This window comes from Maridesulfovibrio ferrireducens (assembly GCF_016342405.1).
In the GTDB taxonomy this organism is placed as follows: domain Bacteria; phylum Desulfobacterota; class Desulfovibrionia; order Desulfovibrionales; family Desulfovibrionaceae; genus Maridesulfovibrio; species Maridesulfovibrio ferrireducens_A.
Genome location: NZ_JAEINN010000052.1, coordinates 1 through 2,961, shown reverse-complemented (window position 1 = coordinate 2,961; position 2,961 = coordinate 1). Strand labels below are relative to the sequence as shown.

Annotated in this window: 3 protein-coding genes; all 3 read left to right on the top strand. The window is 39.5% G+C overall.

The features are described 5' to 3' along the window. The first annotated feature begins 95 nt into the window (after positions 1-95). The 3 genes from JEY82_RS19560 (at position 96) to JEY82_RS19550 (ending at position 2,930) form a co-directional block, all read left to right on the top strand. Positions 96-983, top strand: coding sequence for a YafY family protein (locus tag JEY82_RS19560; RefSeq protein WP_304088982.1), 888 nt, complete (start codon positions 96-98; stop codon positions 981-983). 12 nt (positions 984-995) lie between these two features. Further along, complete coding sequence (locus tag JEY82_RS19555; RefSeq protein WP_304088980.1) at positions 996-1,694, top strand: tellurite resistance TerB family protein; 699 nt, start codon at positions 996-998, stop codon at positions 1,692-1,694. A gap of 69 nt (positions 1,695-1,763) precedes the next feature. Beyond that, the gene (locus JEY82_RS19550) at positions 1,764-2,930 is read left to right on the top strand and encodes a hypothetical protein (RefSeq protein ID WP_304088977.1); all 1,167 of its coding nucleotides are present in this window, start codon (positions 1,764-1,766) and stop codon (positions 2,928-2,930) included. The last annotated feature ends 31 nt before the right edge of the window (positions 2,931-2,961 follow it).

The following is a 2,961-nucleotide window of genomic DNA, read 5'->3' as shown; positions in this document are numbered from 1 at the left end:
TATAAGTCATCCGAATATACTGCATTCACTTGTGTTGTCGATCAAGTCAATTCCACACGAAACGTCGAGGAGCCTATGGAGATAAGCTACTGAATATGTTTTTTAAGCTCTATCGTGAGGGTAAAAAACATTTCAAGCAAGATCTTGCCGAAGAGTTTGACTGTCGCCCGAGTACCATCCAACGGCTCGCGAATGAGATTGAAAGGTTTGCTGGTTCTCATTTTAAGACAGGGCTGAAAAATAGAAGGAGATATTATAGTATATTAACTTTCTCTAGCCAGAGTTCCTACGGTCTGGATCTTGAGCAGATACGGTCTCTGACTTTGTGCAAACAGTTAGCCAGCGCATCGCTTCCGGATCATATTCTCGGAGGAATTGAAGAGACAATTAAAAATGTTTCTCTTCAACTTTGTTCACAGGATTTTCCGAATCGTTCAGCAGGACAAGATCTGCCCCTGTATTTTAGTTCAAAAGGATATATCGACTATTCGGAACATCATGAAACTATAGATAAAATTCTTAAAGCTTCTCAGAAGAAGCTTGTCTGTCTAATCGATTACAAGAAAGGACGCTTTGAAGAGCTTCAACAAATATTCTTTGCTCCTGGGCGAATTACGTCACAGAGCAATGCTCTTTATGCGATCGGACATAAAACGACCACTGGAGAACCTGAAAAAGGTGATCCTAGGAATTTGGCCGTCCATAGAATTAAGGAAGTGACCCTGACTGATAAAATTTTTGATTTTGATGCTGCGGACCAGGAAATAAATTATTTCGGCCTTAAACATCATGATCTAAAAAAGTTTCGCATACATTTTTCTCGTTCTGTTTCCGACTTCGTGATGGAGCGGATCTGGAGCTCTGAGCAGAATATTGAGGAGCAGGAAGATGGTACCGTCATTCTGGAGATTGGAACTGTCAGTGAGAATGAGCTTATGGCTTGGGTTCGTGGGTTTGGCGAAGAAGCAACAATACTAACTTAATTGGAGGATACTATGGGTTTTTTTAAAGTACTTGCTGGAGTTGCACTTGGAGTAGGAGCTATTGCGGCAGCACCGATTACAGGAGGTGGGTCCATTCTTGGAGCGGCCACTTTAATGGGGTCACTAGCAGGAGCAGGAACTGTCGCAGCCGCTGTTGGAGCTGGGGCGGCAGGGGCAGCTGCGGGATATGCACTGAGCGAAAAAGAAGAAAAAGAGCGAGAAGAGGAAAAGAAGGATGTCAAACGGGTGACTGAAGCCAAAACAAAAGAAAAATATCAAGTTAAGCTTGATAATTCCAACCAAGTCTTAACCGCAACCCAACGAGAACTTGTAGAACTCAAAGATAAAACAAAAAGCTTTGCTGAATTTACTCAGAAGGTGACAGCGATGTTTGGAGTTGGTTTAGCTATTGCGAATGCAGATGGACACATCTCTATGTATGAAGAAAGAGAGATAGGCGAATTTATTTCAGGCGTATCTGGAAGCGGGCTTCCTGAGGAAGCCGTTACTGCAATTAAGCTCCTTGAACAAAACCCTCCAAGTTTTAGAGAAGCTATTAAAATGGCAAAAGCCGCAGACGTTGATTTTGAAATAATTGATGCGATTATAACTCAGGTTGCTATGGCTGATGGTAAAATAGACCCTGAAGAAGAAAAATTTATTAATAAGTGGAATAGACAAGTAGAGTCAGGCCAATATCAAGTTCAATAGAAGGTGTTAGCTAGTTTGGGAAGAGTCTGTTCCCAGACTAGCAAATACAGATTTAATCTGGAGGGTGATATGTCACTATTTGATCACGGGTACATGAAAAAAAATAAACATGCGGAAATTAAAATAGATGATAATGATGCTCGCTCTGGCTATGAACATGTTGAAGAAAAATTTTCAAAGCGGCTTAATAGAATAAATGGACTCGATATAAGCTTAGATAAGGCTATCAACGATTTGAATAAGCCTATTACCGTTACCATGGAAGAAGTCGAACAAACTATTTCATCAATATATAAGATGGCAGATGACGCTGCTGCTGACGATATGCTTAAACCTGTTTTTATTGGGGCAATTAATGGGGCCATGCGGGCATGCAAGGTAACTGCAAAGACTGGGTTAACTGCTGAAAGAATTTATGCTGAATGCGAATCTTTTTCATACGAAAAAGAAAATCTCTTAAGTACGTATTCAGACAGTTTTACCGAAGCAATGGCTGAACGATTTGTGAGAGATGATTACGCAGAAGCGAACCCTATAATAACGAAGGAGATGCGTGACAAAGGTAAAATGGATAAATACAAAGAGGACCATTTTAATGGATCTGTAACAGCTAAAAACGAATATAGTCCTGACGAGCAAATCTATATCAACAATAAAGAAGGACATTCCGCTGAAGGTAATTTAGAGACAGCTGGTAGAACTCGTCATGAAAAAAGTGCCGAAACAGACCATATCGTTCCGTGTGCAACTCTTTGCAATGACCTAAAAAGTAATAAAGCTCTTACTACACAAGACATTAAAGATATCATAAATGACAACGCTAATTTTGCAGTAACTAGCCATGAGATAAATAATGACAAAAGAGATTGTAGCAACCCTGAATATATAGAAAAAAGGAAAGATGATCTTAGCGAAAATACAAAAGAGACAATGCTTAAAAAAAACGAAGAGGCTAGATCTGTATTAGATAAAAAACAAAATGATACAGTAATAGATAATCTCAAAAATAATCGTGATATTCAAACCACATTTGCAACTGATGCAGGTAAGGCAGCAGCGTGCCAATTGGGCGGCAATCTTATTCTTCATGTATTTAAGCCAATTTATTTTGAGATGAAAGACTCAATATCTAATGGGATTGAGGAAGGGGTTAGTGCAGCTGATTTTAAAGAAGCTTTGAAACTTAGGTTTGTAACCGTCCAGACGGCTGCATCTTCCATTAATTTTCTCATATGACATACTTCCTCCCATTCAAGGAGGATGAATA

Bases quoted from the DNA above. Each gene is read 5' to 3' on its own strand.
- JEY82_RS19550 (WP_304088977.1), top strand. From the start codon at position 1,764: ATGTCACTATTTGATCACGGGTACATGAAAAAAAATAAACATGCGGAA.
- JEY82_RS19555 (WP_304088980.1), top strand. From the start codon at position 996: ATGGGTTTTTTTAAAGTACTTGCTGGAGTTGCACTTGGAGTAGGAGCT.
- JEY82_RS19560 (WP_304088982.1), top strand. From the start codon at position 96: ATGTTTTTTAAGCTCTATCGTGAGGGTAAAAAACATTTCAAGCAAGAT.